Raw genomic sequence first — 25,979 nt, 5'->3', positions numbered from 1 at the left:
TCTCCTCAATTTACTGCTGAGCTACCGCAGCTGTAACCGCATAGAAAAACGCATCAAAATTACGCAGAACCGGTGCTTCCGGCAATTCCGGCATCTGACGGTTCACAATGAAAGGCACGGCCTGTTCTGTCAGCCCGCCATGCGAGCGCAGAGGCTCATTCAATGCTGCAAGATCATGGCGATGCTCGCTGGTGCCGATGGCCTTATTCTCCGATGACACCAGAACAATATCGCCGATACGGTCTTGAGGCAGTTCAAAACGCTCAGCAGCATCAGCATTGTTCAGCACCACATCAATGCCTTCAATAGCCGCCAGCCGTTTCATAATATCACCGATATCCGTACCATCCGGCAGATAGGCCGTTGCAAAAGAACCAAGCGCGCCGTGGTGCACTACATAAGGATCTGTGATCGGGAGAATGACCCGCGCGGCATCTTTGCCCAGCCAGTCGTCAAGAACGTCCTGCACATAGACAACATCCGGTGAGCCATCAGCCTTATGTTTCGGCTTCATGCCGTGATCTGCCGTCACCACAATGGCCGCGCCTAAAGCATCCAGCTCGGCCAGATATTTGTCGAACATTTCATAAAATGCATTGGCCTGCGGCACACCCGGTGCATATTTATGCTGCACATAGTCTGTTGTGGTCAGATACATCACATCTGGCCGGAAAGTTTTGAGCAGCTTCACACCGGCAGCAAAAACAAATTCTGAAAGCTCTGCGGAATAAACCTCCGGCACCGACATACCCAGCCATTGCGATGCATTATCAATGCCGTTTTCCGCTTTCGTTGTCGTATCGGAACGCTCTGCCGAAAAACAAATCGCGCGATTATCTCCGAATTGCAGGCCTGCCCCAAGCAATGCCCGCAGCTTGTCTTTGGCGGTCACTACAGCGACTTTCGCACCGGCATCATAGAAGCCTTTGAAAACGGTCGGCGCACGCAGAAAGCGCACATCATTCATCATCACTTCCGTACCGGTTTCGCGGTCATAAAGATAATTACCGCAAATGCCGTGCACAGCAGGCGGACGCCCCGTGGCGATGGAAAGATTATTCGGATTGGTAAAACTCGGAATAACACTATGGGCGGTGCGTACCGTGCCGGTTTCTTTAATGCGTTTCAGTGTCGGCATCAGCCCCGCAGCAATTGCCTCATCCAGATAAGCCGGTTCGCAGCCGTCAAGGCAGATCGCGATAGCGGGGACGTTCGGCCAGTTATAATCACGGCCGTTCACGGTTACGGTTACCTTGGTCATCTTGTTCACTTCATTATCCTCCGCAGGCGGCATTACGCTAACCTGCTGTTTTAAATTTAAAACTCAGGCTGCGAGCTTGGCGCGTTCATCCAGTGCGGCGGCTGGCGGGGCAGCTGTGTCCACACCCATTTCTGTCAGGCTGTCTGCGGCGGCAGCAACAACCTGCCGCATAATATTGGCGTCCATGCGCCCGATACAGCCGACACGGAAACTGTCGACAACTGTCAGCTTGCCCGGATAAATGATGAAGCCTTTTGCTTTCATTAGATCGTAGAAGCGGGAAAACTCGAATTTCGGATGAGCAGGATTGAAGAAGGTAACGATGATCGGCGACAGCCAGCGGTCACGCAGCAGTGTTTCAAAACCCAGCTGGCGCATCCCCTCCACCATCACATCACGATTATTGGTGTAGCGTGCCAAGCGTCCTTCAGCACCGCCTTCGGCTTCATGCATTCGCAAGGCAACCAGAAACGCAGCAACCACATGGGTCGGTGGTGTATAGCGCCACTGTCCGGTTTTATTCATCGTTGCCCATTGCTCATATATGTCGAGACTCAGAGAATGGCAGTTGCCTTTAGCGGCTTCCAGCACGCTTTTACGGGCAATCACAAAGCCAAAACCGGGCACACCTTCGATGCATTTATTGGCCGAGGAGACCATGGCTTCATAGCGGATTTTATTCACACTCAGATCAACCGCACCGAAAGCACTCATACTGTCGACCAGCAGCTTGCGTCCCTTGGCATAAACAATCTCTGAGATTTCCGCGACCGGATTGAGGATGCCGGAGCTGGTTTCGCAATGCACCACAATCACATGGGTGATTGCCGGATCGGCATCCAGCGCCTGCGCAACCTCATCGGCACGCGGCGGGAGATAGTCTCCCTTGTCAATTTTACTATGAGCACGCCCCAGATAATTCAGTGTCTGCACAATGCGCTGCCCGTAGGCACCGTTCATCAGCACCAGAATTTTGCTGTCTTTCGGAAGAAATGTACCAAGCATCGCTTCAACAGCAAAGGAGCCGCTGCCCTGTATCGGCACACAATCAAATTCATGCTTGTCATCACCGGCAACACGCAGCAAACGCTCACGCATTTCAGCTGTCATTGCCCGAAAATCACCGTCCCATGAGCCCCAGTCCCGCAGCATTGCCTGCTTCACCGCATAATCGGTGGTCAATGGCCCCGGTGTCAGCAAATAGGGTTCTCCCAATGCCGGTGCCAGAAACTGATTGGCTTTCCAGTGCGGAAGCATATCTGCTCCTGACTGCGGTCGTTTTTCACCGGCTGATTGCATTTCCTGTCCCTCCGGATAGCTTGCATAAATGCGGATTTGCTTCATCCTCGGGCAAAGGTAATTATTTGTAAAATCGTTATTTCAAATCAATCTATAAGTTTTGCAGATATAACTTGTGCCGGAATTCCTCTGTGTTAGAGTTCGTTTTACAGTCAGAAAACACTCGGCATCAGGAGAAATCCATGCGCTATGTTCAGTTACGGGCGTTTCATTATGTGGCAATTTCCGGCGGATTTTCCCGCGCTGCGGAAGCTTTATGTCTGACACAGCCTGCTATTTCCGATCAGGTGCGCAAACTGGAAGAAGAATATGATGTTCTGCTTTTCAACCGTCATAAGAAACAAGTCAGCCTGACCGATGCCGGTGTAAAGCTGCTGGAGATCACGCACCGGCTCTTCGAAGTGGAACAGCAGGCACTGGATTTCTTGTCAGAATCGCGGGTGCTGCGTGCTGGTAAATTGCGTATTATGGCCGATGCAGCACACCATATTCTCGGTATTCTCGGAGCCTTTCGGGAGAAATATCCCTCGGTACAAATCAGCGTGCAAACCGGCAATAGTGAGGAAGTTATCTCGAGTCTCTATCGCTATGAAGCAGATATCGGCGTGCTGGGCGAAGTACCCAAAGCAAGGGACTTTCTCATCCATAAGCTGAACTCTTCGCCGATCATCGCCTTTGTCGCCAGAGATCATCCGCTCAGCCGTTTTTCTAATATTGATCTCGCAGAACTGCTGCAATGGCCACTGGTCTTCCGTGAAAAAGGCTCAAAAACACGTCAAAAACTGGAAGATCTCGCGCTTGAAAAAAATGTCGTGCTGAAACCTGCTATTGAGGCAGAAGGACGCGAGGCCGTTCGTGAGATTGTTGCAGGCGGTGCCGGTATCGGCTTTGTTTCATTAGCCGAATTCAGCAATGACAGCCGCTTGCATCCGCTTTCGATCAATACGCGTGAAGAGCTGATGGATGAAACACTGATCTGCCTTCAGGAACGCAGCAATGGCACGCTCATCAATGCTTTTTTTAAAATTGCTTCCGAAAGTGATACACACAATATTATCAAGAATTAACAAGTAAAAAAACCGCCAGAATAATCCGGCGGGGTATCAATATCAAACTTTTTTATAGATTATGTCGCGGGCAAGCCAGCAGCCGATTGTCAGCCCCGAGATCGCACCGGACGCATCTCGTTCGGCCACCACAGTCCAGTCTCCCGGCGCCGGAGCATCCATTCCGCGCTGACATGGCAAAAGCCAGATATCTTCAGCAATCGCATAAAGCGGTTGCATTGGCCCTTTACCTAAAAAGCCTTCAAATGCTGCATAGGCGGCAGTGCCTGCAATTTCACAGACAAAATCAGCATCCATTTCCGCACAATGATAGCGTCCGGCAATATCTTGCCGCCCGTTTCCGGAAACACGATGTAATTTTGCGGAGAGGTTTTCCCCATCGCGACGGAGAGCAATCTCATCACCTTTACGCTGCAAAACCATTCCCGAAGATTGCAAACTGCCATCGGCCTGCATATCCATCATTTCAGGTGATGTACCAAACCGCGCATGAACCTGCCCGCCGACAGCCGGTGTAAGGCTAAGACTCAGTTTCGTGGCTGAATCAAAATAATTTCCATACCAACCTGCATCAACAGGCAGAACTTCAGTTTTCGCTTTAGGGATGCCTAAAGCAGCACGCATCAACTGCTCAGCTGCACCATAGGCGCTGGCCTGATGATTAAACATCACAATAACAGATACACGTGCATCAGCCGCATGGAACCGCTGGCAGCGCCAGCCGCGCAACGCCCCGCCATGACCGGTAATTTTAACATTGTCGAAATTGACATGGTTAAGGCCATAGCCGTAACAAGCCGGTTTACCATCCGTGTAAAATTGCGGACGGGACAAACGGTTATAAATACCGTTTTCATCACCACGCGTTGCATCAATAAACTGATCCCACGCAATCATATCATCCAGAGAGGCGCAAACGCCTGCATCCCCGCTCCAGTGAATATTATTCACTGCCGGTGTAAAACCGGAGACAATATTGCCCTCATAACCGATTGCATCGCCAGGCGTTATAGATGTGTTAGGGAAAAGTCCGGCAGTTTTCATGCCTGCAGGCAGGAAAATACGCTCACGCAGAAGTTCATCCAGTGAACGACCGGTTTTCTCTTCAATCAAAAAAGACAGCAGACGGAAATTGCCGTTATTATAAGAATAATGTGTACCGGTTTCAAAATGGGTTGTCCGGATTTTTCCAAGAAGCTGACGTGCATCATCTGCCGTAAAAACACCTTCCGGATCGGCACCACTGATCACTGTCAGCGCCCAGTAATCCCGCAGGCCGGACTGATTGTTGCATAAATCAGCAATCGCAGGGCGTTTGCCTTCAAAGTCAGGCAGATAGCTAGCAAGCGCATCATCAAGAACAGAGGCTTCACCAAAGATATCCAACAAAGCTGCGCAGGTAAATTCTTTGCTGACGGAACAGATCGGCATCATGGTCGCCGCACTCATCGGCACCCTTTTCTCCAGATCAGAATAGCCCCAAACCTGCTTCGCTATAACCTCACCATCTTTGAGAACTGCAGCGACGCCTCCCGGTCCTTTATATTGTTCGGAGAGGCTCAGCAGCACGGTATCAATTGCTGATTTATCAACGGCTTGCATAAATTTCATTCCCGCTTATGTGTCTTTGCACTCAGGCATAAGCCACTCACCTTCACAGCTCAAGAGGGATTATCTGCCTGTAATGCCGCAGGATCAGGCATGAGCATTAAACAACCTGCAAAGTAGCTACTAAACCAACCACACCTCCCCTCCTCTTGCATGTTTTAAACACAAAAAAGCCCCGCGCATTTCTGCCGGAGCTTGGGGGATTTATGAGATCTTGTTTCGGGATTGGTTTTTTGTTTGCAGGATTTGTGGTTTTGTATCCCGCTTTGTCGGCTTTGCCTCCTTGCGGGCCCCTGACTAGGCTTAAAATCTACGACCCGTTACCAAAAAAAATCCCGCTCAAAGAGCGGGCTGTTTGTTTGGTTGCGGGGGCACGCAACTACCGATACCGACACTTATTCTCAATTGAAATTTAAGCCTTATCCATTAGAATACGCAACCGAATTGATGTCACACAAATAGCTTTCCATTTGTAGAAGACACGTTACTAAAATTTTCAGTGCTACATTAGAAAATATAGCTATTTTACTAGATGTCATAAGCGGAGACGCGCAGCACGCCACTACCGCGCCTAAACACACTTAAAAGGTTGCGTTGATAGATATCTAGCCGCCTTATCAGCTAGCTGGTCTATGGAGAGACAAGATAGCTGGCACAACTTTAATGTCCGTGACTATCGGAAATTAAAGTTGTGCAATAATCACTTTTACGACGGTTCTTCCTGGCGTTGATGAAATTTCTAACTTGCCACCGACTTTGAGAATTCTTGTTGACATACTTCTCATACCAACACTGATATTGGCTGTTTGTACCGCTAAAACATCAAATCCGATACCGTCATCTTCCAATTCAAGTACGAGTTCATTTGGGCTTTGCTGCTGCAACCGAAAGCACATCTGCTGCGCTCGACTATGCTTTATGAGATTTGTTAATGCCTCCTCAACAACACGTGTGAGTGCAAGACATTGTAATGTGCTGGGTGTACTCCGCCAAGCCGATGGAAATTGCCAGTCGGACTTAATGCCAAGCTCATCAAAAAGAATGCTAAACCGATGACGTAACGGGGCAATCCATTCCTGCGGCGTAGCTGGAACTTTAGTGCTAGGGCTGGAATTATGATCGATGGTTTGACGCAAGTCATCCCGAAGCAATTTCAACATTGAAATGACTTGAGGACGGTGAACCTGCTCACTGCCTTGTTCAACTTTTGCCATCATATGAACGAGCGTTCCACCGATACCGTCATGAAGATCATGGGCGATATCCAAACGCTCTCTTAATTTTGCATTTTTTAGCTCTAAGAAATGTTCTCGCTCTAATGTAACGGCTAGTTCTGAACGTGCGTTCGCAATGCTCTCGGCTAATTCAACATTAAACCGTTCAATGCGTCTGACATTATGCGCCTGACGCAGCCCCAGTATCCCCGCCAGGCATAATGTGATGACAATATTCGCATATGGCAATATTGGAAATTTTTCCGGATCAGGCCGAAAGAGGAGCAACGCATCGTACTGAATTGTCACAAAAAGTACTAATAAGCAAATTGAGAACAAAAAATATTCGTTATTGCGCTTTTGAAACGTCAATACCGGAAACTGCACACAGTTAAACAAGAAAAAGCCTAACGCAACGAGTACACTTGATATTTGGATCGCACCAAGATAATCTTGTGGTGTAAGAATGAGTGCGCCAATAAATACGCTGAAAATCCCCCATAAAAAACGCTCATAACGCTTTAAAACCAGCTCGCCAAAGCGCAATGTAAACATGCAAAAACATGCAATATTCAGCAATAAGGCAATTGCGTTAACTCTTACGAATGTTACAGAATTCGAAAAAGGCCAAGGCGTGGTCACAAGAATATTAGCTATGAAGACAAGCCAGAACAGTGACGAAAATGCATACCACCCGTAGTAGGTCTGATCACGGCGTATGATCCAGATACAAAAAAACAAGATACCGATAACGCCGGAAACTATCACATTTGCAACATATAAAGTACGTTGCCGCCACCAGTAGTTGTCATAAATACTTTGGACCTGCGTTGGCTCACCAATGATAACAGAGCCTAGCCCAAGTGCTTGTCCTTTGACACCAACAGTTTTAACCCAAAGTGTATTGATACCTTCAGTCAGCCATGCATTATGCAGAACCCAATAGCGCGGCATATTCCAGCTACGCGATAATGGTTCTGTCAGATTCTTATCACGCCAGAGAAAATGGTCATTAACGAAAACCTCTCCGGCCATATTGATTGTCTGTATGAACAACGCAACAGGATTATGGCCTGCTTCAGAACATGTCTGTCGCCAATGAATGCGATACCAAACTTCATCTGAATATTCTGAATGCAGTTGGTTCCAATAATTTGGTAAAGTTACGGCTTCCCACCGTAAATTTTCAGATTTACGTCCATCAGGACCAGCTTTTGCGGCAGAAATATCAATGATCTCTGCGGAACATTGCGCTGAAGTGGTCTCTGCCGAAGCAGGCATAGCAATAAGGCTGAACCATATAATAAGCAGCCACTTCACTTTAACAAACCGCGCTCTCTCGCCGCATGAATAGCACGTGTGCGTGAAGAGACTGCGAGTTTTCGGTAAATATGTTTAATATGGCATTCAACCGTATAGCGCGACAAAGAAAGATGGTCTGCAATATCCTTATTGCCAAGTCCGTCGGCGACCAACAATAAAATTTGATTTTCGCGTGCGGTCAGCACTTGCTGACACAAGTCTTTATTGTCTCCGTCTTTTTCCAGTGCCTTGGAAGGCAGTTCATCGATAATGCGCTTTGCAATAAAAGGATCTATTGGCGCACCCCCGCGTAAAACACTACGCAATGCAATAGCAATCTCCAGATCATCCCGCTCTTTAAGCACATAACCGACAGCACCGGCACGCAAGGCACCTAGAATGACGTCCTCTGTGGCCCATGCCGAGATAACCAAAATGGAGAGGCCAGGATCACTCGTATTCAGCTCGGATATCAAATCGATACCACTACCATCCGGTAAGCCAATATCAATCAGCGCCAAGGCGACTGGCTGATCTGACAATTGCGCGCGCGCTTCACTCAGTGAAGCAGCAAAAATAAGGGCATCAATTTTATAGCCAAATTGTAGTAGAAGATTTTCCAGCCTCAAGCGAACCTGCATATCGTCCTCAACGATAAGTACCGGCGCAGGCAAAATTAGATTGATTGCTATTGCACCTAAAGACATAGGTTGGCTCCTCAAGAAGGCCGTAAGGGTTACACAATCTAATACAAGATAATTTACCCACATGAAACTTAACGGCTAAATTTACCTACATGCAGCTCTCCAAATCCAGTTTATTCTTACTCAGTCTAAAACTTCACGCTGAAATTAGCATTCACGCCGTTTTGAGTGATGCCTGAACCAAACTGTCCTTGATAAGAGACACCAAGTTTGGAATTTTTCGTAATGGCGAAATCAAGTCCGGCTTCAATCAGTGCGGTATCTTTGCCAATCGGACTGCCCGATGCTGTGAACGCATTGGAGCCTGCAGCAAAGCTCGCAGTCGATGACGGGATCACATCGCCAAAAGCATGTCGCCAACCAAGATCAGCGCGTGCGGTTGTCAGTGTATTACCAAGCTCAAAGCTGGTTGAGAGACGCATGCCGAGGGTTGAGAGTGTCGTATCCATCGTACCGGACTGTACGCTGAGCGCTGCACCATTATGGCCTGTTTCGGTAAAACTATCCGTTCTGACATTGACATAGGCAAGATTGGCATAAGGCTCGATGATCGCGCGCGGGCTGAGATCATGCTTATAGCCCAACTCGCCAAACACCTGAAACGTACCGCCATTGTAATCAGCTGACAGCTTGTCGGAATAGCCATTGAAAGCAACCGAGCGGCTCATCTCGATATTGTGCCAGGAATAGGAAAGCCCTGAGCGGAAACCGATGGAACCTTGGCCGGTCGCCCATTCAGTGCCCGCATAAGCACCAAGCGTGTAATTATCGCTGGAGCCGGATGAAGAAAGGCTTGGTGTTTTAAAAGTTGAACGGCTGTATCCGGCCATAATGCCAAGTCGCCAATTATTATAAACATCACCGTCAATACCGGTGATGAACCCACCAATGGTCGACTTGGTGCGTGCGGCATTATCTGTAGCAGATTGTGTGGCCCAACTGCCGAATGCTGCCCCCCATGCGGCATAGCGCTGAAGATCATCAGCATTAACCGGAGCAACATGATCAATGGCATTGCCTGCCTGACTGGTTTTAGCTGCCGGACCATAGGCCATCACAGACACCGGATTAACCGGTGTACCGCCAAATGCCTGAGACAGGCGATTATTGACCGATGACCGGGTGATGCCACTGGCATTGAGCAAAACGCCACTTGCGGATGCATAGGCCTCACCACTTAGTTGCGGCAGGCTTGAGCGAACAGTTGAGCCGTCAGATTCAGAAAAATCCAGTGCTGCGAACAATGGTTTAAACTCTGTCGCAGCATTATTGGCGAGACTATCCAATGCAGCGCCAACTTCACGGTCTTCACTATCTCCCGCATATTGCGAATAGGCATTCGCATCACGGCTCAATGATACGGTATAAGACAGATTACCATTATCTGTCGCACTCGCGTTAAGTGTCGGCGAGGTCAATGTGGTGTTAGCATTTGTGAAGTTACCACTCATTGCGTCCACTTGTAACCACTCGTTTGAAGTGACGGTGAAACCATCGCGATAATAACCCAGATCAGGTGCAAAGCTGATCGTGCCATTAAGACCAGCACTACCGTTTACAATTAGGCTGCTGATGTCAGACTGATCATTGAATGCGAGTTGCAAGGTGCCGGTAGCTGACTGAGCATAATTTCCGTCAATGGTGATTGCTGCTCCAGCAACAGAAGGATTTAATATCCCGCTATTGCGGAACTGCTGGGCTGCATCTATCTGGTAAATCCCTTGACCGGAAAGCGTTGCTGCTTGCGCCACACCGACATCAAAGACTTGATGGTTGCCAGTCAACAGTGTCGTGCCGCCATTAAGATGCAGCGAAATATTCTTGCCCTTGATATTGCCACCGTAAGCCAGTCTGAAATCCGTATCAGCTGTGCCAGTCGAATTCCCTTGTGCATCAGCCTTCAAACCGAAACTCAGCTCCGTCAAACGCAGATGGCCATCTTCATTTGTTTGATAATAATCAGAGATAATATCCCCGAAAATGCTCGCCCCCTGCATGACATTGATCTGTCCCACCAAGGCATTTTCTGACATGAAAATGGCAGCCTTGTTACCTGCAACACGGCCGGTCAGATCGAAACTTGAAACAAGTGGGCCATTCAGTTCCTCAGTAATAGCGGCGCGCTGATCCTCCACTCTGTCATCAAGTTCCAGAATATAAGAGCCACGATAGCCCGTTCCGTCACCACGCGAGTTATGACCAAAATCAAAGCTGACCGCGATACCATTTTCACCCATTGCTTGCACATCACCACGATGGGTTAATGTGTGATCTTTACCATAAGCAAACATGATGCCACGGCCATTCGCACCATTGGCATGAACCCTCACATCAGGGGCAACAATCAGATTATTGGCTGCGCCATCGACACGGATGCCACCGCCGCCAGACCCGACGGACAGTAAATCGGCATTCTGGGTGATAGTATTATGACTGCCATAGACATGAAGTCCCAAGCCCAAAGTGGCAGTATTATATGTATTATTGATATAGGCTGTGCCTTCCGCATTCCGTCCAAAATACGGGTTATTATTGATGATGGTCAGTCCGTTGCCGTAAACAGAATGCCCATAGAAATTACGTCGGTCGATTGTGTAACCAATATCTTGTAAAGCTGCGAGCTCTGCTTCCATCAGCGTGCTATAATTGCGATATAGCTGATGGCTCATCAAACTGTTTTTAAGTTCGATATGGCCGAATAAAGGGGAATCATAGGGCCCGTAATCCGTGGCAACACGCATAGGCAGCCCCTTCATCGCCCCGTTCAGTACCTCGCTCACATGGGCGCCGGTAAAATAGGCCTGATCTTTACGGACATCAAAGGCATCAGCAATTGCTGCGGGAGGAAGCCAACAGCCATTGCAGTTTATCCATTGATTTGGTCTTGCTGCATTATCATTATCGTCACGTAAATGCGTGCTCCAAGCATCAAATCCACCGCCAAATCCTGCGATTTGAACACCGTTATCATCATCGAAAAAGCTAAAAGCATTCGCAGCTATACCAAGAGCATGGCCGATTTCATGAATAAGCACTGTGCCGAGTGATGTTTCAGCTGTCAGCGCAATATGAGACGGCGTATATGGAGCTTGTGACCAATCCTCAGTCCCGACTTTATTCGCAACCACAATATAACCATGCGCCCCATTCGTCAGGTTCGTATAATACTGATTGGTCAATGCTGCTTGCACAGTTGTGGGGGAACCATTTTGCATAGTCGCATTCGGACTTGAAGCCGCCGCGCCCCAATCGGCTGTATTAGTACCCACATTAATAATTGCAGGATTTTCACCTGGTACAAGTTTTATAATTTCCGACCAATAGCCTGTCGCGTTAATAATCTGATTTTTATATATATCAGTGATGTTCCAAGTCGACTGATTATTAACATCAAAATCACCATCCCCCACATCGAAAAACCGCAATTGAATAAAGGGCGTGCCTTGCGGGTCATTGACCACATGCGTGGTTATCGCAACTGCAGGATTAATCATTGCCCCATAGAGAGCACCTGTGGCCAGACAAGTTGACATGGTCAGTTTGTCGATCAGTCTGGATGTCATTGCTTTCCCCTCAAATGCTGCATTCCCAGCATGACATTGTCTTAGACAGAGTGTCTTATTCTAATCTATGTCGTCATTTTTATTGTAAATCCATCCCTGAAAACTGGTAGTTTTACTATAAAAAGTGTTTTCAAGTGATAGCTAGTTATCCCGGCAATCGCTGTCAGCACCGATGTCTTGCATCAATGATGCCACTGCCGCCTCCAATTGCGGATCAGACGTCATACTGTAGCGGTTTGGATCGAATTCCACGACGATATCCGGTGTAATGATACCATTTTCATATTTGCGCCCGTCAGCATGCCGATAAGGCAAAACCGGAAATCTATATTGCAGTCCGGGTACGATTTTGCTGTTGACGGTAGTTACTGCGGTACCCGTATTGAGGAGCACATCGCCAATCACTTTGCCAAGTTTACGATCCTGATAGGCTTGCGGAAAAATTGACCCATCAGAATAACTGAAACTGTCAACCAATACTGCACTTGGCCAGAGCCAGACATTGTCAGGGCCGTCTTCACGAGGACGGTCATCTACTCCGTAGCTGAAGGCTGGTGTACCACTGAGCAGCGTGATCAATTCACGTGTCAAGTTACCACCAGTATTGGATCGAACATCTATCAGGGCAGCTTTCGCAAGACCTCGTTGTGACAGCAAAGCACCGAGTAACGACAGGTAATTGTCATTATCCATCGCATCCAGAGACTGATAGACAATACACTGGCGAGAAAGCTTACTGACTATAGCACGGCGATTATCGCTCAGATTTTTACTGGCCAAAATCAATTCGTCACGCCAATGGATGGGGGTAACCTCAATAAGACGCTCGCCATTATCACTGTTATCCGCTACACCAATAACGACCTGCCGTCCCGCATTGATATCAAGCAAACGGTCAATACCACCAGCCTCCGGAACTAGCTGTCCGTTAATCGAGGTGATGATATCACCTGCACCAATATTTAGTTTTTGCCGATCTAACGGTCCGCCGGGCAGGATGGCGGCGATTTTGCGCCCTGCACCGTTGTAATCATTATCCAGATAAATCCCCAAAGCATCATTCTGTGTTCCCATTCCAACAAGGGCAGGATCAGGTGCCGTCATATCCGTAAAGAGATGCGAAGCTGACAGTTCGCCAAACATGGCGGCCAGTAGACGTTCAAGATCACGCGGTCCGGCAATAGAGGGCAGATAAGCTCGGTATTTGGCACCGATCTGCTGCCAGTCACGGTTTTCATGTGCCGCATCATAATAACGGTCATTAATATCAGCCCAAGCCTGTTCAAAGGCGGCGTTCAACGCAGCATTTTCATTTCGGCTGAACAAGATTTTAAGCGGTATTTCCACCCTCTGCGCCGGATCCTCTATAGAGCTTCGGATGATATGCGTGGGTGTTTTAATATCAACTGTTTGTATAGCAGGGTTGTGGCGGATGAATTGTATCTCTAAAGGATTAGCCACCGGAATTGTTGTAACTTCCTGTATATCACCATTCTCAAGGCCTATCAAATTCACCGACAGCCCCTCATCTATTGCCGAAAAACCCAGCAAATTTTTACCATCCGGTGCTGTGGCCAGCAATTCCATTTTTGGCAAGTTACTGGTCAAGCGCTCTTCAAGCAAAAAGCTGCGCTGACGATCCGGCGTATATTGGGTGAGCAGTTGCTCCCCATCATTCGGATCGGTTTCATCCTTGGCATTTGCCAGAAAATCCTGCCGTGACTGCCCAGACAAAAAGGCGCGATAAAGATCGAAGCGCGAATTCTGATGGCGATTATCAGCGCTGCGTGCAGTATAAAGCGTCGTTAAACCAATAATTTGTGTGCCATCCGCACTCCACAAGCCATCATAAAAATTAGGGACAGCCAGTGCCAGGGGGCGCATCGGGGCACTGCCATTAGCGGGAACGATTGCAACACGATTCAATCCTGATCCATCAATACTACGCCATGGAACAAGTAAATCTTTTGAGGTCGGAGACCAGCTGAACTCACCATTTCTATCAAAGTAATCCGAGTTATAATCTGTCGGCTGATACAGCGTGGCAATCTCTCTGCTGGTCAGATCCAAGACTTTGATCTCGCGACGATCCGACCAAAAAGCCAATTTACTCCCATCAGGGGAGAATTTAGGATCGAGAGCATCACTATTGGCAGACACAACAAGCGGAACTTCATCGTAGGTCAGGCCAAGCTTGCCATTTGCCTGATCTTCAGAAAGATCAATGCCATAAATGCCCCATTTATGATCGCGCATTGCCGCATAGGCTAGCATACGACCATCAGGTGAGAAAACAATATCGCGTTCCTCGCCTGCTGTTTTAGTCAGTTGCCGGTAATTACCTTTCAAATCAATAAGAAAAACATCTGCATTGATTATCAGTGCAAAATACTGCCCATCGGGAGAGCTTTGAAAATTCTGACTGCTCAACGCTTGATAATTCACGAGATGGTTCATCCCCTGTTCCAGCGTATTGATATCAACCAGCTCTGCTTTATCCGCACCCGCTGCGAGCGTATGGACCTGACCATTGAAAGAAAAGGCAATTGTATTGTTATCAGCAACGGTTAGGTCGCGCACCGGAGAGCCCTCGAAATGGGTGAGCTGCTCTTCGCGCTTATTTTCTAGATTTAGCTTCCAGACATTTAGCCAGCCGGAAGCTTCAGACAGATAATAAAGCGATTGACCATCTGCACTCCAATGCGGATCAAGCCGATCAATGCCATCAACAGCAAAAAAACGCTCATATTTGTCGCTAGCCCGCTCATAGCTCCATAATTGACGGGCATTTGCCGCAACTCTGTGCTGGCGCTCTATGGGGTCACCTGACGGATCATAACTATAAACCAACTTGGTAGCATTCGGATTCCAACTGGCTTCAAGCGCAAAATTTGGCAGCACCAGTGACTCGCGCCCGCCGGCAATATTTACGGCGTAAAGCTGGGGCTTCCAACTTGCAGCCCCCTGCACACTGCGTTGTGCATCTCCTAGCCGAAGAGCCGTATAAAGTACGCTTTTACCATCAGGAGAAAAACTCGTCGGTACTTCTCTCGCCGATGAATAGGTCATGCGCTGCAATTTTCCCGAAAAATCAGCCAGATAAACATCATCATTGCCGTTCACATCTGAAGCAAAAGCCAGCCGCTGAGAATCCGGAGCCCAGACAACACTATGACTATAAGCATTGGCCGGTGAAACTGCGACTGACAACCCGCCATCATTATCCGTCAGAAAAACCTGACCGCGATGGGTGAAGGCAATCAGTTTGCCATCTGGTGATAGCGCCGGCTTTTGAATCCAGCGCGCCGGCTCACCGTCAAAATCGGCTTTTGTTTGATTGGGGGCAATCACGGTCAGGGTTAGTAATGCAGTAAAAATTACGAATTTTTGCATTATCATGACCGTCTCCATCAGAATTTCAGGCTGAAATTTTCATTCACGCCATATTTAGTGATACCAGAACCAAACTGCCCCATTCGTTGAAACACCCATACCAAGTGTCGACAATGAAGCATTCACTACCTCTGATTTCTCACAAATTGCTGCACAATTACTGCCTGTTTTTGTAAAACTAACTGTTCTGACATTGGCAAGATTGGCAGAAGGCGCAGAATTTTTCTAATGGTTAAAGCGTCAAGTATAGAAAGATCCATCACCGCGATCAATCTCGAGGCTTTTCCCTCATATACTACAGTTTCAGCTTAACTATCGACTACGACACGTCGAAACGAATGTGAGAACTTCTAGTATTATTTATAACACTATATTTCCTGCAAAAATATCCCTGAAAACTGGTAGTTTTACAATAATTAATAAGAGGATAAATACAGAATAAATAATTACAAATAATGATTATAAAACCAATATACCAGTTTTCAGGGATATCTATTGACCATGCGTGATGATTAACATTCTTAAATTCAATGTTCATTCTGCAAAAAAATATCGCGGAATATCTTTTTCTTAGAGGAAGTGGAAGTTATGTCTCTTATAAAGGTTGGTTTAAAATACCTGACGTTAACCACGGCACTTGCAGCGCCAGCTTTTGTCCCAACCTTTGCCTATGCACAAAACGCCGAAGCCATTCCACCAGCCGCTGATGCGGAATATCACGCCAATTGGGGGCTTGATATGATCAACGCCCTGCCCGCCTATCTTAAAGGATATACCGGAAAAGGTGTGGTCGTAGCAGTAATTGATACTGGCTTAGACGTTAATCACCCTGAATATGCCGGTCGCGTTTCGCCCTTCTATTACAACTTTGGTGACGAACAACCAGCCCGCGATGTTTTCCCACGTAAAAAGAGGGGATCATTAAACGGCCATGGCGATCATGTCGCAGGCATTATTGGTGCAGGCCGCAATGGCTTTGGCATGCAAGGTGTTGCCTATGACTCCATACTCATGCCCTTACGCGCGGTTGAAGTTGAGAATGACGATGAAGATTTTAACCCGACGGATGAAGCTATAGCATATGCAGTAAAAAACGGGGCAAAAGTCATTAATGGTAGCTATGGTCCCGATGTTTATCCTAATCGGGATCTCGAGCAAGGCATCCCAAACCCCAATTATCAAATATTAAACTATCAACTTATGATTAGTACTCTTGACGATCTGGAGCAAACCTATAAAGTACTGAAATATGCAGCAGACGAAGATGTTGTCATGGTCTTTGCAGCCGGAAATTCTCGACAAGAACAACCAGGTGCTTATACGAGCATGCCCATTGGTAATGGCATGCTTCCGCTCATCACCCGCGATTATATCAATAGTGGCAAAATTCGCTTTCTTGGTGATGGTGATGATGATGATGATCTTGATGACTTTGATTTAAATAACCCAAATACCTATCGTCTTATAGATCCGAATGATCCCGTCTTTGAGGATACGGATTTCTCTGATCTCAAAGGGTCATTGATTGTGGTCGTTTCGGTTGGTTCCGACGGCAAGCTCGCTCCTTACAGCAATGAATGTGGTGATACGGCGGAGTGGTGTATAACAGCTCCCGGTGGAGCGATGACACGTGAGAATATTTCGGGAGGGATTTACTCCACTTGGCCGCAAGGCGATGAGAATGATGGCTATCGATACATACACGGCACATCTATGGCAGCGCCACATGTTGCTGGCGCCGCGGCGGTTGTGCGTTCAGCATTTCCCTATATGAATGCCCGCCAGACTATTGAAACCATTTTAACCACCACTACTAAAACCGGTTTTGAAGATCAGGACAAGTTCGGACAGGGCTTACTCAATCTCGGCGCGGCCATTGATGGACCAATGGCCTTTCGTTACGCTGGTGTTTTTGATGTAGATACACAAGGTTATTCTTCAATCTGGTCAAACTCCATTTCCGGCATAGGTGATCTCACCAAGCGTGGCGATGGTATTCTCGTTCTTAGCGGTCAAAACACTTATCAGGGACCAACCAACATTGTTGGCGGCGGCCTGGAAGTACAGGGAAGTATTACATCGGATAGCCATGTCTCGCAGGCAGGCCAATTGTCCGGCAGCGGCTCTGTTGGCAATGTAATACTGGCAAAAGGTGGCAAGATCTCTCCGGGCAGTGCGATTTTTGCAGACAATGCAATCGGTACTTTAACGGTTAATGGAAGTTTCTTCCAATCAAGCGGCTCAACCTATATTGCAGGTCTGTCAGCCGCTAATGGCACTGATCACATCAGCATCAATGGTGCAGCTATATTGGGCAGCAATAGCTCACTGGAGCTTGTGCGCCAAGGCGCAGGACGTGGCACTGCTGCTGGACGCTACACGTTACTTACAGCCCGTGACGGTGTTATCGGTACCTATGATAATTGGGGCGGCAGCTTGGTTACGCAAACGCCATTCATCGATTTTGCCTTGGATTATGATAGCACTAATGTCTTTTTAGAAACCAGCCGCTCAGATGTAGCTTTTGCGGATATTGCTGTTACGCATAATCAAACAGCCACCGCAACCGCCTTGGAAAGTCAGGGCGCAGGAAGCATTTTATACGATCACATGTTGTTTTTGAATAAAACAGAAGCCCGGCAGGCCTATGATCAACTCTCAGGTGAGGCATATGCCTCGATACAATCCTCATTGATCAATAACAGCGCATACACCCGTACAGCTGTATATAATCAATTGTCCCGAAGCTTTTCCAAGTCTTCAGGCGTTGCTGAAACAACAATCGGTTATCTGGATCAGCCGAATTTCTGGATGCATGGCCTTGGTGAATGGACAACACAATCCGGCAACGACAATACGGCAAAAACAAGAAACAGTATTGGCGGTTTTCTGACCGGTATTGATGCACAGGTTTGGGATAATTGGCGGTTTGGCTTACTGGCTGGTTACAGCTACAGTAAGTTCCGCATTCATGAACGCATGTCTTCCGGCAAAAGTGACGATTATACCATCGGCTCTTATGCTGGTACTGAAATGGCCCATAATCAAGGCACTTTCGCATTCCGCTCGGGGGCTGCTTATACATGGCATAATATTAACATGAACCGTGGTATCGCCTTCGCCGGCTTTGAAGATAAACTAGCAGCAGATTATAAAGCGGGAACGTTCCAAATATTTGGAGAACTCGGCTACAAGCATCAAACCACAGAACAATTCGCTATCGAACCCTATGCCAATCTTGCGTATGTGCATTTGAGAGCAGATAAATTCAGCGAAGACGGCCGTAATGGCGCAACCTTGAACATGTATAAATCCACAATGGATACGGCGTTGGCATCACTCGGATTTCGGATCTCTGCCGACCTTAATCAAGGGGTTATCCCGGTTAAAGCACGTGCCGACATTGCATGGCGACACGCTTTTGGCGATGTGACACCAACATCAAAAGCAAATTTCACCGGATCTGATGCTTTTACTATCAATGGCATGGCTATTGGTCGTAACACCGCATTTATCTCGACCGGACTAGATTTCCAACTTGAAAAGAATGCAGTTCTTGGAGTTAGCTATCAGGGGCAATTCGGTTCCGGCATCACGCAAAATGGTCTGAATGCCAGCTTGAAAATCCAGTTCTGATGAATTTACGTTAAAACATGTCGATATGCAGCTTACTCGTGCGACGTCTCCTTCTCTCCCCATTGTGGGATAGAAGGAGATGTTAATGAGCATGGGTGACCGCGATATCTTGCGCCCAACCATAGTCATATCCGTGGACGTGAGAGTGTCTTCACTTCATCGATAACAGAAGCGATTTTTTTCATAAGCTTTGTATGCCCAATACTGAAATCTGAGGCAATTTGGCGGCGCGGCAAGTCACTGTCCAGTGCGATGCAAACCGTATTGAGCTGTGAGTTTATGGCGACGCGGACGGAAAATCAGGTTGATCTGATCGTGAGCGACAAGGAACCTTTGCGCCTGTCGCGCTGACTTGAACCGACCCAATATCGTTTCCTGTTTTCGCGTTGGCCTATGAGAGACTTCTATAGCATTATTCAAGCCTTTATGAACCCGGTGATCCGCATCTGCTGAAAGGTTTTGTATCGGCTCAATGTAACTACGCAGCTTGTCCGTCACGATCACACGTGGTTGACGAATTGCTTCACCAGTCTGGAGAAAAACCGTTTGGCAGTCTTAGTATTTCGACGCGTTTGAACTATAATATTAAGAACATCGCCATCTGCATCAATTGCCCACCAAAGCCAAAACTTCTTTCCTCCGATAGTAATGAAAGCCTCATCAAGGTCCCACTTGTCTTTTGGCTTTGGTAGACTCCTGCGGATACAGTCGGCTAAATGGCGACCGAAGCGATTAATCCAGGCGCAAACGGTTTATCGGCTGACAAACTCGCCACGCTCAGCAAGAAGATCTTCCACATCGGCCGTGCTCAATGCAATTCGGTGATAGGTTTAGACAGCGTAAGCAATAAATTCACGCGGAAAACGCCCCCCCTACCTCAAACAACCTGGCAATGATGTCATATGCCTAACATTACTCCTCACCCTCAATTAAGGGTGAGAAATAACCGAATAATTCGGGGCTATTACAATTTATTGTACAGGTACCAGTTTTCAGGGATGGCTTTGCTGAATTCTCAGGGACATAAATCAAGTGAAAGTAGGTTGAATATTCATTTTGCGTCGAGGATCAGAAATATGCCCAGCCACAAAGTCAAGTCTCCTTCAGCTCTCACGAGACGGACTTTTTTATGCTCGTCCTCGGCAGCACCTCTTCTTGCATTATTTCCCCTGCCAGTTTGGGCGGCTACATCAATTTTTGATGTCAACTCATTCATGAGACTCTCAGAAAAACAACTGGGACAGACCGGACTTTCTAAGGACATGGCGACCACAATTATGGAAGTCTATATCAGACTTGGCAAAGAAGATGATCTCGTCCAACTGGCAGCAGGTGATGACAATCAAGATCTATCTGATTCATTGGTTGCCACTTGGTATACAGGTGAATCTCCAAACCCGGATGATCTGGTGGTGGTAGAATATACGGATGCGCTGATCTGGCAGGCGATGGATTACACCAAACCAATGGGATACTGCGGTGGCACAATTGGCTATTGGTCTGAACCGTCAGAAGCTTAATTCCGTTAATCGGGGCACTAGGGATTGTTACATGTCGGAAAATATTTCTGTTGATGTACTGATTATCGGAAGCGGTATTGCTGGTGCAATTGCTGGTGCAAAATTGGCGCAAAAGGGTATGAAAGTGGCCTTTTTGGAAAGTGGAAAGCGTATTGATCGTTTTGATGCCGTCGAAAAATTCTGGAATGCGAAAATTAAGGTTCCGGAGTCGGCTTACCCGAATGATCCGACTGCCCCGCATCCGTTAGCTCACAGGATTGGTGATTATTATCAACAAATGGGGCCTGAGAATTTCAAATCGACTTATATCAAGGTTGTGGGCGGAACCACCTGGCATTGGTTGGGAACGACACTTCGCAATGTGCCTGCTGATTTCAAGATGAATTCACTTTACGGACAAGCTGTCGATTGGCCATTCGACTATCATGCGCTTGAGCCTTTTTATCTGGCGGCTGAACAGGAAGTCGGCGTAGCAGGTGATAGCACTGAGGACCTTGGCTCACCAAGATCGGGTGATTTCCCGATGCCGCTGATACCGCAGACATATCTCGATAAACAATTCACAAAAGCACTGGAAGGATCGAAATATCAAGTTCGATCCACGCCTCAAGCTCGCACCTCTGTAGCAATAGGCGATCGGCCTGAATGTTGCGGCAATGGCTCGTGCATCCCTGTCTGTCCGGTGCAGGCGAAATATGATGCGACTATCCATCTGGATCAGGCAGAAGGTGCGGGCGCGGTTATCTATGATCAAACGACAGCAACAAGATTGAACCTCGCGCCAGACGGGCAAATTGCCTCTGTCGATTTTCGGCGTGCTGATGGCAGCACTGGAACGGCAAAAGGCAAGGTGGTTGTTGTAGCTGCTCATGCTATTGAGACGCCACGCTTATTGTTAAACTCTGCTCAGGAGGGTGCCGCAAATGGTGTTGCCAATAGCTCCGATCAAGTTGGTCGCAATTTGATGGATCATCCAAGCAAATTAAGTTGGGCAGAGGCTAAGGATCCCGTCTGGCCTTATCGTGGACCGCTTTCCACATCAGGAATTGAAAATCTGCGTGATGGTGAATTTCGTAAAGACCGTGCGGCCTTTAGAATAGAAATTGGCAATGATGGTCATAATTGGCCAACGGGTGCGCCTTTGTCGACGGCGGTAGAATTGGCAAAGCAAGGATTACGCGGTGCCGAGCTTGACGCTGCAATCAGACAGGTGACTTCGCGACATATCCGCTTGGCTTCTCTGGTAGAGCAATCGCCCGAAGCCAGTAATCGCGTTACACTCGATCCGGAAAAGCGTGATGCCAATGGCATGCCACTGCCACGGATAGAGTATAATTATGATGAATATACGCGAGCCGGATTAGCTGAAGCTGAAAAGGCTCATACGGAAATATTCACAGCTTTAGGTGCAACAAACATCAATCATGCTAAGGACATACAAGGATCGGGTCACGTAATCGGTACGGTTCGTATGGGGACGGATGCTGCCAGTGCAGTCGTTGATGCTGATCTTCGTAGCTTCAATCATCGGAATTTATTTTTATTGGGTTCAGGGACATTTCCAACATCAGCGACGGCCAATCCTACACTCACAATTGCTGCCTTGTCATTGAAAGCAGTGCCGGCAATAGCTGCGACGGTAAAATTTTGACTTTAAGGTAAGAGTTATCAGACCATGACCTTCCTTCTGTGTTTTCTATCTGCGATTTACATTTGTGTTGATTTGGCAGGAGTTTAGCGATGGCCACTTCAATGGAGTTTCTCAAGGGCTCTGACTCAGATATCCGTGGGAATGCTTAGTGGCGCTGGACAAAATATATAAAGACGTGGTTGTTTTGGAAAAGCTTAAAGCTTGGAGCAGTAGTGAATGCAGTTGCCGCCCGCTACAGACTTCGGATGTACCATCTTTCTGAATGGCGCAGCCAGGTGCATTGCCGAAATCGTGTGGGCGATTAGATCATTCTCATGATATTTGACCTGCTGATGCACCAGTTCATCAGGGCATTTGCCTTCGGCCTTCAACTGCGTGATGGCAATCCCGTAGGTTGGTGCTTTATTAGTGTTGATGACACATTGCTTTCCCCAGTCTTTCAAGCTATTCAAAGCCTTCCCCAAGAAGCGCTTGGCTGCTTTGGCGTTGCGCGTCGCAGACAGGTAGAAATCGATCGTGTTGCCGAATTTGTCGACGACTCGGTAAAGGTAAGTCCATTGTCCCGGGACTTACACATAAGTTTCATAAACTCGCCGACTCGGGGGGAACGCGAACGCCGTCGGCAGCCATGGAGAAAAGAACACCGGTTAGATCCTCAACATTGGATAGTATGATGGCTTTGGCGATCAGGCTGGTGTATTTGACCTGTTTTTCTTGCTCGACTGGATCGCCGCATACGACGACCCTGACGAAATGGCAGGCTGGGTGAGTATGGCCTATAATGCAGCAGTAAGAGCCAAAGCATAATCGCCTTTCATACGTTTACTATTGCGGACGCTAAAAGCTTCTAGCCATTCATAGGCCCCTAAATGGTACCGAACTGCGTCATAATAAAAGTCATTTGGCAAACGATCGCTAGAACGAGAAGAACCGATTGCGATTTCTGCTGGCGCGCATAGATAGCGGCACTACAAACTACAACCAAGAATAAATTGCGCAAAGGATATTCCAGCCCGAGAGAGAGGAAATGATCCATACCTTTTAACGCAGTATCGACAAAATCCATTAAGAAAACTGATATCAAAATGCAAAAAAACCAGCCGCGCTGTGACGTAAAATAATGTTGAAAGCCGGAATAGCCTTCCATGTTGTCTGGGAATAGCAAACTACAAGCCAGAAAATGCAAGCTGGCGAAGAAGATAAGGAACAGGTAGGCCTCAAACCTCCACACTAGTGTCTGGTTCAAGTATAATTCATACCACCAAAAATGTACGACTGTCAGAAAGGTAAATAATACCCATCCCAAATGAATCAGATATATATTCTGGCGCTGTGGATGCTGAATAATACGACAAACACCCGTTAACAGCCTTGAAATACTTAGACCAAGTACAATGCCGATAATGACGCGTACATGGGTAAAGACTTCTACACTCGAAATATTAACATCCATCCCCCCGCCCCCCTTTGCAAATCCCCAAAGTGCTTAGAATGACAATTGCGCGCGCGCTTCACTCAGTGAAGCAGCAAAGATAAGGGCACCAATTTTTTAGCCAAATTGTAGTAGAAGATTTTCCAGCCTCAAGCGAACCTGCATATCGTCCTCAACGATAAGTACCGGCGCAGGCAAAATTAGATTGATTGCTATTGCACCTAAAGACATAGGTTGGCTCCTCAAGAAGGCCGTAAGGGTTACACAATCTAATACAAGATAATTTACCCACATGAAACTTAACGGCTAAATTTACCTACATGCAGCTCTCCAAATCCAGTTTATTCTTACTCAGTCTAAAACTTCACGCTGAAATTAGCATTCACGCCGTTTTGAGTGATGCCTGAACCAAACTGTCCTTGATAAGAGACACCAAGTTTGGAATTTTTCGTAATGGCGAAATCAAGTCCGGCTTCAATCAGTGCGGTATCTTTGCCAATCGGACTGCCCGATGCTGTGAACGCATTGGAGCCTGCAGCAAAGCTCGCAGTCGATGACGGGATCACATCGCCAAAAGCATGTCGCCAACCAAGATCAGCGCGTGCGGTTGTCAGTGTATTACCAAGCTCAAAGCTGGTTGAGAGACGCATGCCGAGGGTTGAGAGTGTCGTATCCATCGTACCGGACTGTACGCTGAGCGCTGCACCATTATGGCCTGTTTCGGTAAAACTATCCGTTCTGACATTGACATAGGCAAGATTGGCATAAGGCTCGATGATCGCGCGCGGGCTGAGATCATGCTTATAGCCCAACTCGCCAAACACCTGAAACGTACCGCCATTGTAATCAGCTGACAGCTTGTCGGAATAGCCATTGAAAGCAACCGAGCGGCTCATCTCGATATTGTGCCAGGAATAGGAAAGCCCTGAGCGGAAACCGATGGAACCTTGGCCGGTCGCCCATTCAGTGCCCGCATAAGCACCAAGCGTGTAATTATCGCTGGAGCCGGATGAAGAAAGGCTTGGTGTTTTAAAAGTTGAACGGCTGTATCCGGCCATAATGCCAAGTCGCCAATTATTATAAACATCACCGTCAATACCGGTGATGAACCCACCAATGGTCGACTTGGTGCGTGCGGCATTATCTGTAGCAGATTGTGTGGCCCAACTGCCGAATGCTGCCCCCCATGCGGCATAGCGCTGAAGATCATCAGCATTAACCGGAGCAACATGATCAATGGCATTGCCTGCCTGACTGGTTTTAGCTGCCGGACCATAGGCCATCACAGACACCGGATTAACCGGTGTACCGCCAAATGCCTGAGACAGGCGATTATTGACCGATGACCGGGTGATGCCACTGGCATTGAGCAAAACGCCACTTGCGGATGCATAGGCCTCACCACTTAGTTGCGGCAGGCTTGAGCGAACAGTTGAGCCGTCAGATTCAGAAAAATCCAGTGCTGCGAACAATGGTTTAAACTCTGTCGCAGCATTATTGGCGAGACTATCCAATGCAGCGCCAACTTCACGGTCTTCACTATCTCCCGCATATTGCGAATAGGCATTCGCATCACGGCTCAATGATACGGTATAAGACAGATTACCATTATCTGTCGCACTCGCGTTAAGTGTCGGCGAGGTCAATGTGGTGTTAGCATTTGTGAAGTTACCACTCATTGCGTCCACTTGTAACCACTCGTTTGAAGTGACGGTGAAACCATCGCGATAATAACCCCGATCAGGTGCAAAGCTGATCGTGCCATTAAGACCAGCACTACCGTTTACAATTAGGCTGCTGATGTCAGACTGATCATTGAATGCGAGTTGCAAGGTGCCGGTAGCTGACTGAGCATAATTTCCGTCAATGGTGATTGCTGCTCCAGCAACAGAAGGATTTAATATCCCGCTATTGCGGAACTGCTGGGCTGCATCTATCTGGTAAATCCCTTGACCGGAAAGCGTTGCTGCTTGCGCCACACCGACATCAAAGACTTGATGGTTGCCAGTCAACAGTGTCGTGCCGCCATTAAGATGCAGCGAAATATTCTTGCCCTTGATATTGCCACCGTAAGCCAGTCTGAAATCCGTATCAGCTGTGCCAGTCGAATTCCCTTGTGCATCAGCCTTCAAGCCGAAACTCAGCTCAGTCAGGCGCAGATGGCCATCATCATCTTTTTGCTGATAATCAGAAATAATATCCCCGAAAATGCTCGCCCCCTGCATGACATTGATCTGTCCCACCAAGGCATTTTCTGACATGAAAATGGCAGCCTTGTTACCTGCAACACGGCCGGTCAGATCGAAACTTGAAACAAGTGGGCCATTCA

The 25,979-nt window shown here is 47.6% G+C and carries 13 protein-coding genes and 2 pseudogenes; 4 read left to right on the top strand and 11 right to left on the bottom strand.

Features of this window, described 5'->3' with window-relative positions; translation table 11 throughout:
- Positions 1 to 10: 10 nt before the first annotated feature.
- Both phnA and F7P81_RS12450 read right to left on the bottom strand, forming a co-directional pair.
- Positions 11 to 1,270: a phosphonoacetate hydrolase gene (gene phnA / locus F7P81_RS12455; RefSeq protein ID WP_151160006.1), complete on the bottom strand. Its 1,260-nt coding sequence runs from the start codon at positions 1,268 to 1,270 to the stop codon at positions 11 to 13.
- Positions 1,271 to 1,324: 54 nt separating this feature from the next.
- Positions 1,325 to 2,518 (bottom strand): 2-aminoethylphosphonate--pyruvate transaminase, encoded by a 1,194-nt coding sequence (locus tag F7P81_RS12450; RefSeq protein WP_151159757.1) that lies wholly within the window; start codon positions 2,516 to 2,518, stop codon positions 1,325 to 1,327.
- Positions 2,519 to 2,742: 224 nt separating this feature from the next.
- Between F7P81_RS12450 and F7P81_RS12445 the strand changes: the two genes are divergently transcribed.
- The gene (locus tag F7P81_RS12445; protein WP_075655878.1) at positions 2,743 to 3,627 is read left to right on the top strand and encodes a LysR substrate-binding domain-containing protein; all 885 of its coding nucleotides are present in this window, start codon (positions 2,743 to 2,745) and stop codon (positions 3,625 to 3,627) included.
- A gap of 42 nt (positions 3,628 to 3,669) precedes the next feature.
- On the opposite strand, the gene F7P81_RS12440 is transcribed toward F7P81_RS12445, so the two are convergent.
- The 5 genes from F7P81_RS12440 to F7P81_RS12420 form a co-directional block, all read right to left on the bottom strand.
- Positions 3,670 to 5,229, bottom strand: a complete 1,560-nt coding sequence (locus tag F7P81_RS12440; RefSeq protein WP_151159756.1) for a D-aminopeptidase — start codon at positions 5,227 to 5,229, stop codon at positions 3,670 to 3,672.
- Positions 5,230 to 5,918: 689 nt separating this feature from the next.
- Entirely contained in the window at positions 5,919 to 7,769 is a 1,851-nt protein-coding gene (locus tag F7P81_RS12435) for a sensor histidine kinase (RefSeq protein ID WP_246176122.1), read from the bottom strand.
- A complete protein-coding gene (locus F7P81_RS12430; protein ID WP_116088960.1) occupies positions 7,766 to 8,458 on the bottom strand; it encodes a response regulator transcription factor in 693 nt (230 codons plus the stop codon). Before F7P81_RS12430 ends, F7P81_RS12435 begins: the two co-directional genes overlap by 4 nt.
- Positions 8,459 to 8,583: 125 nt before the next feature.
- The gene (locus F7P81_RS12425; RefSeq protein ID WP_246176121.1) at positions 8,584 to 12,018 is read right to left on the bottom strand and encodes an autotransporter family protein; all 3,435 of its coding nucleotides are present in this window, start codon (positions 12,016 to 12,018) and stop codon (positions 8,584 to 8,586) included.
- Between the two features lie 141 nt (positions 12,019 to 12,159).
- Entirely contained in the window at positions 12,160 to 15,411 is a 3,252-nt protein-coding gene (locus F7P81_RS12420; RefSeq protein WP_170265278.1) for a S41 family peptidase, read from the bottom strand.
- A 588-nt stretch (positions 15,412 to 15,999) separates the two neighbouring features.
- Here F7P81_RS12420 and F7P81_RS12415 point away from each other — a divergent pair.
- A complete protein-coding gene (locus F7P81_RS12415) occupies positions 16,000 to 19,047 on the top strand; it encodes an autotransporter domain-containing protein (RefSeq protein WP_151159754.1) in 3,048 nt (1,015 codons plus the stop codon).
- A 237-nt stretch (positions 19,048 to 19,284) separates the two neighbouring features.
- Here F7P81_RS12415 and F7P81_RS12410 read toward each other — a convergent pair.
- Positions 19,285 to 19,895 (bottom strand): annotated as a pseudogene (locus tag F7P81_RS12410) (IS6 family transposase).
- Positions 19,896 to 20,123: 228 nt separating this feature from the next.
- Between F7P81_RS12410 and F7P81_RS12405 the strand changes: the two are divergent.
- Both F7P81_RS12405 and F7P81_RS12400 read left to right on the top strand, forming a co-directional pair.
- Positions 20,124 to 20,567: a sugar dehydrogenase complex small subunit gene (locus F7P81_RS12405; protein WP_210207363.1), complete on the top strand. Its 444-nt coding sequence runs from the start codon at positions 20,124 to 20,126 to the stop codon at positions 20,565 to 20,567.
- Between the two features lie 31 nt (positions 20,568 to 20,598).
- Positions 20,599 to 22,218, top strand: a complete 1,620-nt coding sequence (locus F7P81_RS12400; protein ID WP_151159753.1) for a GMC family oxidoreductase — start codon at positions 20,599 to 20,601, stop codon at positions 22,216 to 22,218.
- A 316-nt stretch (positions 22,219 to 22,534) separates the two neighbouring features.
- Here the strand turns inward: F7P81_RS12400 and F7P81_RS12395 are convergent.
- The 3 genes and pseudogenes from F7P81_RS12395 to F7P81_RS12375 all read right to left on the bottom strand — a co-directional run.
- Positions 22,535 to 22,817, bottom strand: a pseudogene (locus F7P81_RS12395) (DDE-type integrase/transposase/recombinase); the annotation flags it as partial.
- Between the two features lie 266 nt (positions 22,818 to 23,083).
- Positions 23,084 to 23,671 (bottom strand): hypothetical protein, encoded by a 588-nt coding sequence (locus tag F7P81_RS12385; RefSeq protein ID WP_113946508.1) that lies wholly within the window; start codon positions 23,669 to 23,671, stop codon positions 23,084 to 23,086.
- 335 nt (positions 23,672 to 24,006) lie between these two features.
- Positions 24,007 to 25,979 (bottom strand): autotransporter family protein (locus F7P81_RS12375; protein ID WP_151159752.1); only part of this gene is annotated, 1,973 nt, incomplete at its 5' end.

Origin of the sequence: Pseudochrobactrum saccharolyticum (assembly GCF_008801715.1) — a bacterium.
Taxonomy (GTDB): domain Bacteria; phylum Pseudomonadota; class Alphaproteobacteria; order Rhizobiales; family Rhizobiaceae; genus Pseudochrobactrum; species Pseudochrobactrum saccharolyticum.
The sequence above is the reverse complement of the archived record's forward strand: the minus strand, read 5'-3'. Positions and strand labels throughout refer to the sequence as shown.